This window comes from Paraburkholderia sp. (genome assembly GCF_035656215.1).
Classification (GTDB): Bacteria; Pseudomonadota; Gammaproteobacteria; order Burkholderiales; family Burkholderiaceae; genus Paraburkholderia.
The window spans coordinates 1-13838 of sequence record NZ_DASRSY010000408.1 but is presented as its reverse complement, the minus strand read 5'-3'; the positions used below and the strand labels follow the sequence as shown (position 1 = coordinate 13838).

The following is a 13838-nucleotide window of genomic DNA, read 5'->3' as shown; positions in this document are numbered from 1 at the left end:
TAATCGCCTCCTTTCAATGCATCCGATTGACCGGAGTCAAGATGAGCACCCCTGCCTTAGCGCCGTTGGACCGTTCCGAAACCACCTTCCGCTTTCTCGCTGAGCCCAGCTCGGTCAACTTCGGCGGCAAGGTGCATGGCGGCGCGTTGATGAAGTGGATCGACGAGACCGCGTATGCGTGCTCGGCGGTCTGGTCCGGGCGTTATTGCGTGACGGTCAGCGTGGGCAATATCCGCTTCCGTCGGCCGATCCTGGTCGGCAACCTGGTCGAACTGCGCGCGCGAGTCGTGACGACCGGCCGCACCAGCATGCACATCCACGTGTCGGTGCAGGCGGGCGATCCGAAGGGTGGCGAACTGCTGCAAACCACCGATTGCCTCGTCGTGATGGTTGCCGTCAACGAGAACGGTCACCCGGTGCCGGTGCCGGCGTTCGCGCCGGAAACGGATGAGCAGAAGCGCCTCGCCAAGTACGCGATGGATGTGAAGGCAGCACTCGACGCGATCGTCGAATTGAAGCCGGAAGAAGTGGCGCAGGGGAAGGTTTAAGCGGCGCCTGCTTTAGCGCCGCTCCGGGCGGAATCACCCCGCCGAATGTCCGACCATATCCTTCGGCCGTACCCATTCGTCGAACTGCTGCTCGGTGACATAGCCGAGCGCCAGCGCCGACGCTTTCAGCGTGGTGCCTTCCTTGTGCGCTTTCTTCGCAATCTGCGCGGCCTTGTCGTAACCGATGTGCGAATTGAGCGCCGTCACCAGCATCAGCGATTCGTTGAGCAAAGTATCGATACGCTCGCTATTCGGCTCGATGCCCACCGCGCAGTTGTCGTTGAAACTCTGCGCGCCGTCGGCGAGCAGACGGATCGATTGCAGCACGTTGTGCGCGATCATCGGCCGGAACACGTTCAGTTCGAAGTTGCCGCTCGCGCCGCCGATATTCACCGCGACGTCGTTGCCGAACACCTGTGAACACAGCATTGTCAAGGCTTCGGACTGGGTCGGATTGACCTTGCCCGGCATGATCGAGCTGCCCGGTTCGTTCTCCGGAATCGATAGTTCGCCGAGGCCGCAACGCGGACCGCTCGCGAGCCAGCGGATGTCGTTGGCGATCTTGTTCAGGCTCACCGCTACGGTCTTCAACGCGCCGTGCGCGAACACCAGCGCATCGGCTGCGGCCATCACTTCGAATTTGTTGGGCGCCGAGACGAATGGCAAGCCGGTCAGTTTGCCGATCGCCGCTGCCACCCTGTCGGCGAACTGCGGATGCGCATTCAAGCCGGTGCCGACCGCTGTGCCGCCCTGTGCGAGTTCGTACAGATGCGGCAGCGCCGATTCCACATGACGGATGCCGTGATCGAGTTGCGCGACGTAGCCTGAAAACTCCTGGCCAAGCGTAAGCGGCGTGGCGTCCTGCAAGTGCGTACGGCCGATCTTGACGATGTCGACGAAGGCCTTTGCCTTGCCGTCGAGGGTATCGCGCAGCGTCTTCAGCGCGGGCAGCAGATGTTTGACGATCCCGTAGGCGGTGGCTACGTGCATGGCTGTCGGAAACACGTCGTTCGACGACTGGCTGCGATTCACGTCGTCGTTCGGGTGCACCTTGCGCGACTCGCCGCGCTCGCCGCCGAGCAGCTCGCTCGCGCGATTCGCAATCACCTCGTTGAGGTTCATATTGGTCTGCGTGCCGGAGCCGGTTTGCCAGACCGCGAGCGGAAATTCCTCGGGGTGCTTGCCGTCGATGATCTCGTCGGCCGCTTGCATGATCGCCTTCGCCTTGTTCTCGTCGAGCACGCCCAGACCCTGATTGACCTCGGCGGCGGCGCGTTTGATGACGGCCAGCGCGGTGATCAGTTCGGGCGATTGTTTTTCAGACGAAATACGGAAATTCTGCAGCGAGCGCTGGGTCTGCGCGCCCCATAAACGAGCGTTCGGCACGGCAATCTCGCCGAACGTGTCGCGCTCCATTCGGACGTCTTCGGTCATGGTTCAACTCCGCTTCTCAAAGTTCTGCGTTGACAGGCAATAGGGAGAATAGACCCGTTAGCGCGTTCCGGTAAAAACCCGCTTGCGGATCGAAGATATAGGTGCGGCGCGCACCGTTTTCTACGTCGGTCCAGACGAGCGGCGAGAGGGGCGCGCCGATCGAGCGCAGATACGCGAGTTGCGCCGGATCGGCGAGCGTGAGGCGGTAACTTACTTCGGGTGCGATGGCGCGTTCGAAGATCTGCGCGACCTGTTCGGCGAGCTGCGGGCTATGGATGACCAGCGTTTGCTCGGTGTTCAGATTGGCCGAGCGCGGATCGAGATTCATCGAGCCGATCACCAGAATCTTGTGGTCGATGACATAGGTTTTCGCGTGCAGGCTGGCTCGCGAGCGAGAGCCGGTGAGACCGACGCGGGGCGCCTTCTGTTGCGGCTTGAATTCATACAACTCAACGCCCTGTTGCAGCAGCGGCACGCGGAACGGACTGTAGCCGGCTTGCACGGCCACTGCATCGGTCGCGGCGAGCGAGTTGGTGAGCACAGCAATGCGTACCCCACGATGCGTCAGTTCGCCCGCCGCCTTGACACCGGACTCGTGCGGTACGAAGTAGGGCGAAATGATCAGAAAATCTTTCTGCGCGTCGTGCATCAGCTCCGCCAATCGCTGCATCGGTGGGCTGACGTAGTCCGGCGACGGATGTACGATTTTCTCCGGCAGGTCTGCCTTGAATTCGGCCGGCGCCCACGTCAAGCCAAGTTGATCCCTGGCAATCTGCAAGGCGAGTGGTGTCGCGTTCAGCGGCTTCGCGTTGTACGGATTGGCGTTGGTGCGCCAGTGCTGTCGTAAATCGTCGCGCGTCTGGTCGAGCACTTTCGCATCGAATTTCTGTTTGTTCAGCACCCGCAGCGGATAGGCGATGCTGCTGTTCCAGTAGTCGTCGAAACTGGCGGAGACGTCGGCGACGACCGGACCGGCGGCGAGCACGTCGAGATCGCGAAACTGCAGCGTTTCGCTGGCGCTGAAATATTCGTCGCCGAGGTTGCGGCCGCCGACGATGGCCAACTGGTTGTCGGTGATCATCGACTTGTTGTGCATGCGGCGCGTGAAATGGCCGATTTGCGTGAACACGTTCGTGGTGCGTTCGAACACGCCTTCCTGCGCGCTGCCGAACGGATTGAAAACGCGGATCTCGATGTTGTCGTGCGAGTTCAGACCCGCCATCAGGTGGTCGATGTCCTTGAAGTTCAGATCGTCGACCAGCATGCGCACTCTCACACCGTGGTCGGCCGCGTAGAGCGCGGCGCCGAGCAGCAGCTTGCCGGTGGTGTCCTCGTTGGCGATGTAGTACTGCATGTCGAGGGTTTTCGTCGCGGCGCGCGCGAGCGCAATGCGCATCTGCAACGCATCGGTGCCGCTCCACAGTACCCGGAAGCCGGACTCGTCTGGATGCGCGGCTTCGGGCGGCGCGAGGGCCATGTGAAGCGGCGTTATTTCAGTGGCGGGCAGTGCGTGAGTGACCTTGCGGTCGAACGCGGTGGCGGGAGGCCGGGTCGCGCAAGCGGTCAAAAGTGCCGTTGCGCAGCACAGCAGGAAGAAATGTCTCGTCGTCCGCCAATCCCACAATCCCCCCACTCTCCAATCCCCCAATCCCCCAAGGGGACTTCCTTCGGGACGGGCGATTTTCTTCGGGGCGGGCGACTTGCTTGGGCGCGGAGGACTTCCTTCGGGACGGCCGACTCTCTTCGAGACGAGTGACGTCCTCCGGAACGTGCTGAACGCGCATGTGCGGCGCAGTGCGGTCTGATTTTGATTTTGGTTTTGATGCCACGACACGCTGTTTCTCCCTGTTTGCAGGCTTCTCATGGCGACGCGTGTGGCGTGCTCACGCTGTCGAGAAATGCATTCTAAGGGGAATTAGAGGTGTGAGCGCTCGTTCTCGCGTATGACTATGTCGAGGACTTTGGCGTGGTTTGTTTGCCTGCGCGACGCTTTCTGCCCGCACGCCACAGGCGTACAGAAAGATGCCGCGAGTCAAGGCAGGAAGCCTTCGGCCCGCGGCGCTTGATGACTGCTCGATGATGATTACCCGCGTTCGGCGTTCAATACGCGCTCGCCATCCGGATGCGTGGACCCTTTCGCAGGACGTCCCGCCCAATAACCCGCGAGCAGCGAGCCGGACAGGTTATGCCACACCGAAAACAACGCGCCCGGCAACGCCGCGATCGGCGTGAAATACAGTTTGCCGAGCGTCGCTGCGAGCCCCGAGTTCTGCATGCCCACTTCGATAGCGAGCGTGCGGCAGACAGCTTCGTCGAAGCCGAGCAGACGTCCGCCCCAGTAGCCGCCGAGCAAACCGATGCCGTTATGCAGCACCACACCGAGCATCACCACGAGACCCACCGACGCGATGCTCTTCTGCGTGCCGCCCACCACCGCGCCGATGATCAGCAGAATCGCAACCATCGAGATCAACGGCAAAATCGGCTCGACCTTGCGGACCGTCCTGTTAAACAACTGATTGACGACCAGGCCGACCACGATCGGCAACGCCACGATCTGCAGGATGCTCATCAGCATGCCATGCACGTCGACAGCGATGGATGCATCCACGTAAAGGCGCGTGAGCAGCGGTGTCGCGAACACGCCGACCAGGGTCGACAACGCGCTGATCGTCACCGACAGCGCCACGTCGCCGCGCGCCAGATAGATCATGACGTTCGACGCCGTGCCGCTTGCCACGCTACCCACCAGCACCATGCCGGCCGTCAGATCCGGCGGCATGCGCAGTGCCTTGGCGATGGCCCACGCTGCCAGCGGCATCACGAGGTAATGCAGCACGATGCCGGCGATCACCGGCGCCGGTCGCGTGAAGACGCGCTGGAAATCGGCTACCGATAGCGTGACGCCCATCGCCAGCATGATGATTGTCAGGAGCGTGGTGACGTGCGGCGCAATACCGGTGAACGAAGCGGGCGAGAAGTACGCGGCAATCGAAACGAGCACGGCCCAGAGCGGAAATAAACGGGTGACGCGGGCAAGCATGACGGGTGGTCCTTGTTTATGTTTTATCGCGAGAATTGAAGGTCGGTCGAGCGGCATGCCGCGATGAGCGGTGCATGCCCGGGGCGCCGCTCGCGAGGAGCGGCAGGCCTTGGCGGCGGGTGTCGGGCCATTGGGCGGCGCGGGCCTTTGTGAGGTGCGCGAGTCGGCTCACGCGGGTGCGCGCGATTTTTGCCAAAGCGCGCATTTTACCGTTCACGGCGCGTTTGCCGGGAAACGTTGGTTGCGCGTGCAACCAGATCCTGGCGCGCGGACTGCGCGCGGCCAACCAATCACCTGTGCTTTGCGTGGCTCATGCCGATGGTGCAGGCGGCGCGCCGGGCGTGACCGGCACGCGCCGCAAGCTCAGTTTGTGGAAGCGCAGCGTCATCAGCAGCGCGACGCTCGCGAGGCCGGCGGCGAGCCCCCACCACAAGCCGCGGGCGCCCAGTCCGAAATGAAATGCCAGCACATAACCGGTTGGAAAGCCGATGACCCAGTACCCGAACGTTGCGGCAATCATCGGCACGCGCGTGTCTTTGAGGCCGCGCAGGCAGCCCGATCCCACTGTCTGCATGCCGTCGACGATCTGAAAGATCGCGGCCACGCCGAGCAGCGAACTCGCCAACGTAACCGTGGCTGCGTTGGCCGGGTCGTCGAGATGCAGGTACAGGCCGACGATCCAGTGTGGCGCCGCGATCAGCACGATGCCCGACAGCGTCATGAAGCCGACACCGAGCGCCAGCGCGACGAAGCCCGCGTGGCGCGCGGCGAGCGGCTGGCCGGCGCCGGACCAGTAGCCGACCCGCACATTGGCTGCCTGGCCGATCGCGAGCGGCACCATGAAGGCCACCGAGGCGACGTTCAACGCGATCTGATGCGCGGCCAGTTGTGATTCGCCGAGCAGGCCGACCATCAGGCCGGTGGCGAGGAACAGGGTCGACTCGACGCCGTAGGTGATCGCGACCGGCCAGCCGATGCCGAACAACTCGCCCATCAACGGCACGTTCGGCCGCGTCGCGACGACGAAATGTTTATAGCGTGGCCGCAGATGCAACAAGGCCATCAGGACGAGCGCGCTCAGCCAGACAGTGATCGAGGTGGCCGCCGCCGAACCGAGAAAGCCGAGACGGGGCAGTCCGTAGACGCCGTGAATCAGCCCGTAGTTGAGAAACCCGTTGACGAACACGCTGACGAGCGACACCCACAAGAGCCGCTTGGCCGCGCCGATGGCCGGCAGAAACGAGCGCATCAGGCCGACGCCGATCAGACTGCCGAGCGAGCCCCAGCGGAGCACCGCCGCGTATTCGCCGACGTTGTGCGCGAGCAGCGCGGGTTCGCCGAAGGCCAGCAGGATTGGCGTGGCGAACGACAGCAGGAAGAACGCCGGCACCGACAGCAGCACCGACAACACGAAGCCGGTCCAGTAGATATGCGGCACCCGCCCTTCGTCCTGCGCGCCGCGTGCGTGCGACACACTCACGCTGACGGAAGTGAGCACGCCTTGCAGCAGCGTGACCACGACGAAGAACAGGTTAGCGCCGAGGCCGCCGGCAGCGAGAGCGTCGGGGCCGAGCGAGCCGAGCAGGATCGTATCGGTGACGCCCATCGCCATTTGCGAAAGTTGCGCGATGGCGAGCGGCGCGGCGAGCCGGGCGGTGTCGGCGGCATGGCGGGAAAGGGTCGGCGGCCGGGCGGCCACCCGGGTGAAGCCGGATTGAGTCATGGAGCGCTTGAAAGCGGAAGGGGCGACAGCGTGGCGGCGGGCGCAAGCCGGACGACTCGCGAGGTTTTCGCGCTGCCGGTGGCGGAATGCGGGGCGCGCCTAAGGCGTAGGGCGGCTGTCAGCCGATTGGTTGTCTGTCGAAACTGACAGCTTATTGCTTAGGCGTGGCGATGTCGATGGAGGAGGCACGATTTTGGTGCGTGCGGCCCTCCGAGTTTCCGGACTGAAAGTCTCGGAGTAGGGGCCGTTGGGTGCCAGTCTTCGACTTCGAGTTCAAGGCTGCCAGTCTCCGGCTCAACGTCTGTAGCCGCGAGTTTCCCGGAAGCTGGCTAGGCAGCGCCTCAAGCCTCGTGCACCGCGATCCGCGTATCGCCGAGCAGCACGACCTGGCCCGCGCGAACTTTGCAGGTTTTACGCGTTTCGACCCGGCCGTCGACAGTCACAGCGCCGTCCGCGACCATCATTTTTGCCGACCCGCCGCTGTCCGCGAGCCCCGTTATCTTCAGGAGATTATGCAGTTCGACGTAGTCGCCGGTCAGTGTGAAATCGAGGTTTGGCATGGCGTTTGCACCTTGAAGCAAAGGGTTCGCATCATAAGCCAGAAGCTTGCCCCGAATGAAAGTCCCCTGTGGAACCGGGCCTCGCTCAGGCAACTGCAAGCAGATGTTATGCAGTTGTCAGAAAATGAAACGTTCCGTAACACTGGTCGTATGTTACGAACTTCACTCGTAAAGTGCGGGTCTGTAGGAAAGCCTGCTGGATTTTTCGGCGGTGAATAGACCGGGCGGGGCGCGTATGAAGCACATATCCCTGTGCCGCGCCGGTTATGACGCCCGCGTCACAACAACTCTAGAGAGGATTTAGCCATGACCCAGATTCGTACACTCCTGATCGGTACCGCCCTGACTGCTTTTGCCGCTACCGCTGCAGTCGCGCAGACCGCGCAACCGGCCGCCGGTATGAACGGCCAGGCACAGGTCCAGACCCAAGGCGCTGATGTCGCACCGGCCGCGCAAGGTGTGCAGCCGGTAACGCCGGCACCGACGCGTCTGACGGCATCGGGCTCGACCGATCCGCTGGTCCAGAAGCGCGACGCCAACGCGCAGGCTAATGCCGAATACAGGGCGTCGAAGAAGGCGTCCAAGGCGGAGTTGGCGCAACAGAAAAAGGCGGCCAAGTCGCAGTACAAGGAGCAGGTGCGCGACGCCAAGATCAACCAGAAGGCTGACAAGCAGACTGCCAACAACGAAATGAAGATGAACATGCAAGGCCAGGCAGCCGACCAGGACAACGGCGCTGACGTCAAGCACTAAGCCTGAGTTCTAACGCGCCGGGCCCGGCGGTGACGTTAGCCGCAGCCGCGCCCTCGCTAACCGGGTGCCGTGCAAAGGCGCTGTACCCGGAGCGGCCGGCTCCAGCCGGCTCGCTTTACCCAACTTTGCTGCGGAGTGGACCAGGCGCCGTGCAGACTGCCTGATTTGTCCGCATGCCGTTGTACGGAGGTATCGCATGACCATCACCACGCCCATGAAGAACCGAGTGTACGCCGCGCTAGTTGCCGGTTGCCTGTCGTCGGTCGTATTCGCGCAGGCGAGCGACCCGGCCGCCGCGCCGGTGACTCACGCTGACAAGAAGGCGGCCAAGGAACAGTCGAAGGCCGACAAGAAGGCATCGGTGGCGCAAGCCAAGGCCGACAAGAAGAAGACTGACGCCCAGGCCGATGCGGATAAGGCGAACGCCGACGCCAATGTGAAAGACGCGAAGAAGCAGTAAGCCGTAGGCTCAACTGCTGAAAGCAGGGCGTCGTGGACGGCGCGCGGTGCCTTGCCGAAGAAAAATAGTCCGGAGCGCGTGTGCGCCCGGGCTATTTTTTTGCGTTTGTTTTGCGTCGCCGCTGTGCCGGTGTTTCGTTGCCGTTTCAGGAGAAACGTGCGCCCGACGTTGTTGCCCGACGAAGCGATGCTTGACGCCGGTGCCCGGCGAAGCGGCGCACGACGCCCTGGAAAGCGCCGCGCGCACGCACACGAGGCTTCTTCGAGTTGGGTAATCTCCAACGTGCCTGCCACGGTGTGAGGCAGAGTTTCACTGACGATTCTGCAAGATATCTTGAAGCCTGAAGGGGGCGGTGAAGAGACGGAAAAAAGGGTCGCTTGTCTCCGATAGTTGTATGGATATACAGTATGCGTCGCCGCCTCAACTTCACCTCAGGCCCGAATCCACTGTGCTCTCCGTCGCTGAATCTCCGCCACTGTCCGATTCCGGTACTGATACCGCCGCCTGGCTGGCCAAGCTCAATGACGCGCAGCGCGAAGCCGTCGAATACGGCGCCGACAGTCCCAATGCGCCACCGGGCGCACTGCTGGTAATAGCCGGTGCCGGTTCCGGCAAGACCAACACGCTGGCGCACCGGGTTGCCAATCTGGTGGTGAAGGGCGCCGATCCGCGCCGTATCCTGCTGCTGACTTTCTCGCGCCGCGCCGCGCTCGAAATGACCCGCCGCGTCGCGCGCATCGCCGGTGCGGCGCTCGGAGCGCGGGCCGCGTTGGCGCAAGGGCTGACGTGGTCGGGCACCTTCCATAGCGTCGGCGCGCGGCTATTGCGTGAATATGCGGATCTGATCGACCTCGCGCCCACCTTCACGATCAACGACCGTGAGGATTCCGCCGACCTGATGAATCTCGTGCGCCACGAACTCGGTTTGTCGGCGAAAGAGCGGCGCTTTCCGGCCAAGGGCACCTGCTTTGCGATTTACTCGCGCGTGGTGAACACAGGCGCGTCGCTCGCCGACGTGCTCAACGGCACGTTCCCCTGGTGCCGCGAGTGGGAAGCGGATCTGCGCATGCTGTTCGCCGCATACGTCGAGGCCAAGCAGAAGCAGAGCGTGCTCGACTATGACGACCTGCTGCTCTACTGGTCGCACATGGCCGCCGAGCCGGCGATCGCGGCCGATCTGTCGGCGCGCTTCGATCACGTCATGGTCGACGAGTATCAGGACACCAACCGCTTGCAGGCGTCGATCCTGCTGGCGTTGAAACCCGACGGCCGCGGCCTGACCGTGGTCGGCGACGACGCCCAGTCGATCTATTCGTTTCGTGGTGCGACCGTGCGCAACATTCTCGACTTTCCGGCGCACTTCAACCCGCCAGCCAAACAGGTCACGCTCGAGCGCAATTACCGCTCTACAGGGTCGATTCTGGCGGCATCGAACGCGGTAATCGAGCTTGCGAGTGAGCGCTACACGAAGAATTTGTGGACCGACAAGGCTTCGGCGCAACGCCCGCGTCTGGTGACGGTCGCCGACGAAGCCGATCAGGCGCGCTACATCGTCGAACAGGTGCTCGAGGCGCGCGAGCAGGGCATGAAGCTCAAGTCACAGGCGGTGCTGTTTCGCGCCGCCCATCACAGCGCCGCGCTCGAGATCGAACTGACCCGGCGCAACATTCCGTTCGTGAAATTTGGCGGCCTGAAGTTTCTCGACTCGGTGCACGTCAAGGATGTGCTCGCCGTGCTGCGCTGGGCGGAGAATCCACGCGACCGTGTCGCTGGTTTTCGCGTCGTGCAATTGCTGCCGGGCGTCGGTCCCGCCACCGCCGCGAAGGTGCTGGACGAGGTCGCGGCCCGGGCGGCCGGTAATCCGGTCGATATCACGCATAGCGCCGGCGGTGCGCTGGCCGCCTTTGCGCCGCCCGCTCGCGCGCAGGAAGACTGGCATCCGTTCGTCAAGCTGATGTCGAGCGTGTACGGCCGGCAGACGCCGTGGCCAGCCGAGTTCGAAATGGTTCGGCGCTGGTACGAGCCGCATCTCGAACGCAATCACGAGGACGCGGCTATCCGTCATGCAGACGTGCTGCAGATGGAAAGCATCGCGGGCACCTACGCGTCGCGCGAACGCTTCCTGACGGAGTTGACGCTCGATCCGCCCGACGCCACCAGCGACGAATCGGGCGTGCCGCTGATCGACGAGGACTACCTGATCCTGTCCACGATTCATTCGGCGAAAGGGCAGGAGTGGCGCAACGTGTTCGTGCTGAATGGCGTCGACGGTTGCATTCCGTCCGACCTCGGCACTGGCAGCGCGGAGGAAATCGACGAGGAGCGCCGCCTGCTCTACGTGGCGATGACGCGCGCGAAGGAAGACCTGCATATCGTCGTGCCGCAACGCTTTTACGTGCATAACCAGACGCATATGGGCGACCGTCACGTGTGGGCGTCGCGCACGCGGTTCATTCCGGCGCATCTGATGCCCTTGTTCGACGTCTACGCCTGGCCACGCGTGCCGGTGCCGAGCGCCCCCACAGCGACGGGGCTGGCCGCGGCGGCGCAGGCGAAGATCGAGATTGGGGCCCGGCTCAGGAAGATGTGGGATTGAAGCGGTGATGCGGGGTTGGGGGGCGATCGAGGTCACATCCTTTCGGTCTCGTCTTCTGCGCTCCGGTGCCCGTGGCCGCGGCCCTCGGTTGCGGCTAGCCGTTGCCGGCTGCCTTTAGCGCGATCGCCGTTGTTGCTGTGGTTGCTGTTGCGGTGCCGGACGCGGCGGCACAAAGAAATTGCGCAACCATGCGGCGCAACGTGAGAACACGTCATAGGGTTCTTCGATGAAAATCTCTGGCTTCAGCAAGCGCAGATACTCCATGATCTGCTGCGCTTCCTGCTTCTGGAACGAGCCGTGCGAGATACCCAGGCGCAACAGGCCACGCAGTTCGCCGAGCTTTTCGCGCGCGGTGCTGCCCACACCTGTTTCGCATGCCACTTTGGCTTCGTAGACGCGCTGGCGCAGCGATTCCACCAGCCGCCAGGCCGGCGTCTGCATGACTTCTTCGAGCGCCTGGATGTCCTGCACCGCGCTCTTGATTTGCGCGGCGAGCGGATCGACTAGCACCGCGTCGCCTTCCGCTTCCTTGACGATGGCCGCCGCCCAGTCGTGGCACTGCTTGGAGAGCTCTTCCGGCGTCCATTCCGAGCGGGCCGCAAAGCCGAAACCGAATTCCCCCGCCTGCCGCATCAGAATCGCGACGACGTCCGGAAATTCCTTGTCCAGTGTGCGTTTCGCCCACGCGTACTGGCCACCTTGCAACATCCGCTTAACCGCGTGTTCGGTCAGCGGCACCATGTTGTCGAGCAGCTTGGCGCGCAAAAAATCCTCAAACGACGGCGTCGCGAACTGCGGATCGAGCTTCAGCGAAACTCGCAGAAAGGCGTCGAAGTCCTTGCGCAGCGTCGTAATGGTTTCGTCTTTGAGTGTGAGGGTGATTTGACCCATCTGTTATCCCGTTTGGTCCTGCCGCGCGCCCTCGTCTGTCATCCGGACGCACCCGGACCCTGTGCGACGCAAGGCCAGATGCCAGCGCGGTTGATGCCTGCCTGTTGCCGCGTAATCAGCGGGACGTATCCCGATTCGCGGACCTCGACTTCATATCGGCGGAATTGAGGGAAACTTAAGGGTCGGTGACCGATTGACGACCGGTTTAGAGGCAGGCGTCGGCGTCGCCCGGTTGAGCGCGGTGCGCAAGCAACACGTTCGGTGTCGCTAGTGCGAGGTGGGGCCGGTGCGCAGGGTGTCGCGGCACCGGAGTGACGGCCGCTGGAAATGTGGCCAACCCGCTGTGCGGATACTGGCCGTTTCGCTTATTTAAGCACGACGCCTTGCCAGACAAAAAAGACCGTCAGGCCAACCGCGATGGTCAGAAGCGGCCGCCGCGTCAACGCGCTGACCGCGATGGCCGCCAGCGCCCCGACCAGTTGCGGATTGCGCCAGGTCAATTCGGCATGGGCGCCATGCGGCGAAACCGCCATTGGCACGATGATCGCGGTCAGCACGGTAACGGGCACGAAGCCGAGCGCGGTGCGCACGAGCGGCGGAAACACCAGCCGATCGCCGAGGACGAAGACGGCGGCGCGGATCACCCACGTAATGACGGCCATGCCTAGGATCAGAGCGACGTAGTTCATCGCGACGCTCCTGCGGTTTCCTGCACGGCGTCCTGCGAGATTTTCCGCGGGACTTCCCGCGGGGGCTCCTGCGAGGTTGCGCGCGGCGCTTCGCGATTACCCCGCGTGCCTCGCCCAAGTCGCGGCACCGACAGCAATACACCGATGGCGACGCCCGCGAACACGGCGCCGAGCAGGCCGAGCTTGTACGGCCACGCCTGCCAGAAGAACGCCAGCGTGCCCGCGGTGACGGCCGCCGCGATATAGCGCAGCGCGACGAGCTGCGGCACGACGATCGCAATGAAGGTGGCGACCATCGCGAAATCGAGCCCGAGCGACTGCAGGCCCGGAAAGGCCGCGCCAAACAGCAGGCCGGCGACGGTCCAGATCTGCCAGTTCAGGTACATGGCCAGACCCGCGCCGAAGAAGTAGTGCGGGCCGACCGTGCCGGGTTCTCGATGCCGGTAATGTTCCCACGCGACCGCGAAGACTTCGTCGGTGAGCAGTGCGCCGAGCGCCCAGCGCCAGCGTGACGACAGATGCGCGACGTGCGGCGCGAGCGTCGCGCTGTACAGCACGTGACGCAGGTTGACGACGAGCGTGGTCGCCCAGATCACCGCAAAGCTCGCGTGGCCGGCGATCAGGCCGAGCGCGATGAATTGCGCGGAGCCGGCGAACACGACGAGCGACATCAGTTGCCCGTGCCATAGATGCAGCGGGCCGGATGCGACCAGGGTGCCGAAGATCACGCCGAAGGGCGCCGCGCCGACCATCATCGGGATGATGTCGCGCGCGCCGGCGGTGAATTCTTTTAAGTGGCCTGGGCTTGAGGGCTGGCCGGGGTTGGAATGGGTCAATCTTGCCTCCTTGATTCGGGAAGCATAGCGAGTGGCGGTGGGCGGGGCTTGTACGTTCTTGCGGTGGTCGCGCGGACGGGGACGGGTAGACGCAGATTGAACAAACCTGGGTGTATCGCGCAGATAGGGTAGGCGGCTTCTGGGTGCCCGGCTGCGGAGTCGACGGCGCGTCACTGGCGCGGATGGCGAATAGACGGCGGCAAGCGCTCCGCGGCGGTTGCGAGGGTTGCCTCAGCTGCCTTGCCAGCGTCCCGGCGGCACGCCGAACATGCGCCGGAAATGGCGCGTGAAATGACTTTGATCCG

At 63.6% G+C, this 13838-nt stretch carries 11 protein-coding genes and 1 pseudogene; 4 read left to right on the top strand and 8 right to left on the bottom strand.

Annotated features, from left to right (window positions below; all coding sequences use genetic code 11):
- Positions 1–41: 41 nt before the first annotated feature.
- Positions 42–548 (top strand): acyl-CoA thioesterase, encoded by a 507-nt coding sequence (locus tag VFE81_RS23940; RefSeq protein WP_325046958.1) that lies wholly within the window; start codon positions 42–44, stop codon positions 546–548.
- Between the two features lie 33 nt (positions 549–581).
- Here VFE81_RS23940 and fumC read toward each other — a convergent pair whose 3' ends face one another.
- The 5 genes from fumC to VFE81_RS23915 all read right to left on the bottom strand — a co-directional run bounded on the left by fumC (position 582) and on the right by VFE81_RS23915 (position 7308).
- Entirely contained in the window at positions 582–1982 is a 1401-nt protein-coding gene (gene fumC, locus VFE81_RS23935; protein ID WP_325046957.1) for a class II fumarate hydratase, read from the bottom strand.
- Positions 1983–1998: 16 nt separating this feature from the next.
- Complete coding sequence (locus VFE81_RS23930) at positions 1999–3606, bottom strand: phospholipase D family protein (protein WP_325046956.1); 1608 nt, start codon at positions 3604–3606, stop codon at positions 1999–2001.
- Positions 3607–4065: 459 nt separating this feature from the next.
- Positions 4066–5025, bottom strand: coding sequence for a ketopantoate/pantoate/pantothenate transporter PanS (gene panS / locus VFE81_RS23925; protein ID WP_325046955.1), 960 nt, complete (start codon positions 5023–5025; stop codon positions 4066–4068).
- A 310-nt stretch (positions 5026–5335) separates the two neighbouring features.
- Positions 5336–6748, bottom strand: coding sequence for an MATE family efflux transporter (locus VFE81_RS23920; protein WP_325046954.1), 1413 nt, complete (start codon positions 6746–6748; stop codon positions 5336–5338).
- 341 nt (positions 6749–7089) lie between these two features.
- Entirely contained in the window at positions 7090–7308 is a 219-nt protein-coding gene (locus VFE81_RS23915; protein WP_325046953.1) for an RNA-binding S4 domain-containing protein, read from the bottom strand.
- 306 nt (positions 7309–7614) lie between these two features.
- Between VFE81_RS23915 and VFE81_RS23910 the strand changes: the two genes are divergently transcribed.
- The 3 genes from VFE81_RS23910 to VFE81_RS23900 all read left to right on the top strand — a co-directional run bounded on the left by VFE81_RS23910 (position 7615) and on the right by VFE81_RS23900 (position 11117).
- The gene (locus VFE81_RS23910; RefSeq protein WP_325046952.1) at positions 7615–8061 is read left to right on the top strand and encodes a hypothetical protein; all 447 of its coding nucleotides are present in this window, start codon (positions 7615–7617) and stop codon (positions 8059–8061) included.
- 196 nt (positions 8062–8257) lie between these two features.
- A complete protein-coding gene (locus tag VFE81_RS23905; RefSeq protein WP_325046951.1) occupies positions 8258–8521 on the top strand; it encodes a hypothetical protein in 264 nt (87 codons plus the stop codon).
- Between the two features lie 394 nt (positions 8522–8915).
- Positions 8916–11117 (top strand): ATP-dependent helicase, encoded by a 2202-nt coding sequence (locus tag VFE81_RS23900; protein ID WP_325046950.1) that lies wholly within the window; start codon positions 8916–8918, stop codon positions 11115–11117.
- 114 nt (positions 11118–11231) lie between these two features.
- Here the strand turns inward: VFE81_RS23900 and VFE81_RS23895 are convergent, their stop codons facing one another.
- The 3 genes and pseudogenes from VFE81_RS23895 to VFE81_RS23885 form a co-directional block, all read right to left on the bottom strand.
- Positions 11232–12008 carry a DUF4088 family protein gene (locus VFE81_RS23895; RefSeq protein ID WP_325046949.1) on the bottom strand — a complete coding sequence of 259 codons (777 nt, stop codon included), beginning with the start codon at positions 12006–12008 and terminating at the stop codon, positions 11232–11234.
- Between the two features lie 365 nt (positions 12009–12373).
- Positions 12374–12697 carry an AzlD domain-containing protein gene (locus VFE81_RS23890; RefSeq protein WP_325046948.1) on the bottom strand — a complete coding sequence of 108 codons (324 nt, stop codon included), beginning with the start codon at positions 12695–12697 and terminating at the stop codon, positions 12374–12376.
- An 80-nt stretch (positions 12698–12777) separates the two neighbouring features.
- Positions 12778–13533, bottom strand: a pseudogene (locus tag VFE81_RS23885) (AzlC family ABC transporter permease); the annotation flags it as partial.
- Between the last annotated feature and the right edge of the window lie 305 nt (positions 13534–13838).

Bases quoted from the DNA above. Each gene is read 5' to 3' on its own strand.
- VFE81_RS23940 (WP_325046958.1), top strand. From the start codon at position 42: ATGAGCACCCCTGCCTTAGCGCCGTTGGACCGTTCCGAAACCACCTTC.
- fumC (WP_325046957.1), bottom strand. From the start codon at position 1,982: ATGACCGAAGACGTCCGAATGGAGCGCGACACGTTCGGCGAGATTGCC.
- panS (WP_325046955.1), bottom strand. From the start codon at position 5,025: ATGCTTGCCCGCGTCACCCGTTTATTTCCGCTCTGGGCCGTGCTCGTT.
- VFE81_RS23920 (WP_325046954.1), bottom strand. From the start codon at position 6,748: ATGACTCAATCCGGCTTCACCCGGGTGGCCGCCCGGCCGCCGACCCTT.
- VFE81_RS23915 (WP_325046953.1), bottom strand. From the start codon at position 7,308: ATGCCAAACCTCGATTTCACACTGACCGGCGACTACGTCGAACTGCAT.
- VFE81_RS23910 (WP_325046952.1), top strand. From the start codon at position 7,615: ATGACCCAGATTCGTACACTCCTGATCGGTACCGCCCTGACTGCTTTT.
- VFE81_RS23905 (WP_325046951.1), top strand. From the start codon at position 8,258: ATGACCATCACCACGCCCATGAAGAACCGAGTGTACGCCGCGCTAGTT.
- VFE81_RS23900 (WP_325046950.1), top strand. From the start codon at position 8,916: ATGGATATACAGTATGCGTCGCCGCCTCAACTTCACCTCAGGCCCGAA.
- VFE81_RS23895 (WP_325046949.1), bottom strand. From the start codon at position 12,008: ATGGGTCAAATCACCCTCACACTCAAAGACGAAACCATTACGACGCTG.
- VFE81_RS23890 (WP_325046948.1), bottom strand. From the start codon at position 12,697: ATGAACTACGTCGCTCTGATCCTAGGCATGGCCGTCATTACGTGGGTG.